This window comes from Acrocarpospora catenulata, assembly GCF_018476525.1.
Lineage (GTDB): Bacteria > Actinomycetota > Actinomycetes > Streptosporangiales > Streptosporangiaceae > Acrocarpospora > Acrocarpospora catenulata.
The window spans coordinates 1-678 of the sequence record NZ_JAHCST010000171.1; the positions used below are offsets into that span (position 1 = coordinate 1).

General features: G+C 61.8%; 1 rRNA gene. It reads left to right on the forward strand.

Features of this window, described 5'->3' with window-relative positions:
- Positions 1 to 115 (forward strand): 16S ribosomal RNA (locus tag KIP79_RS46215); the annotation flags it as partial.
- Between the last annotated feature and the right edge of the window lie 563 nt (positions 116 to 678).

The following is a 678-nucleotide window of genomic DNA, read 5'->3' on the forward strand; positions in this document are numbered from 1 at the left end:
CCGAAGCCCGTGGCCCAACCACTTGTGGGGGGAGCGGTCGAAGGTGGGGCTGGCGATTGGGACGAAGTCGTAACAAGGTAGCCGTACCGGAAGGTGCGGCTGGATCACCTCCTTTCTAAGGAGCACTGGCCTGACTGCTGGAGCTGCTGCTCTGGCTGGTCGGGTCCATGCCGTGTCCATCAGCGAACGTCTGATGCACGGCGAGCTCATTAGTGGAGCACTGGCTATTCGGATCGGCTGGGTTGCCGCCGGGCTAGTACCGCCTAGGTGCCTTCCTCTTGGGAGGGTGGCTGGGAGTGGGAGCGTCCAGGTCGGGGGTTCGGCTGGTTCGGGCACACTGTTGGGTCCTGAGGAAACGGACCGTTCGGCATCCAGGCCACCAGCAACGGTGGCCTGTGTGTTGAGGCCCCTGGTGGGGTTGGTGTTTCTTCTGGGACGGGACCGGTCTTCCGTCATACCGCGTCGGCGGTCGGTGGGCTTCTTACCTTTCAGCTCTTTTGGGGCGGGTGGGTGGGGGGTTTTTCGGCGAGCTGGTGGTCTGGTGGCGGGTTTGTATCGGTTGGCTGTTTGTTGTTTGTGAATTGCATAGTGGACGCGAGCATCTTTGTGGCCAAGTTTTTTAGGGCACACGGTGGATGCCTTGGCATCAGGAGCCGATGAAGGACGTGGGAGGCTGCG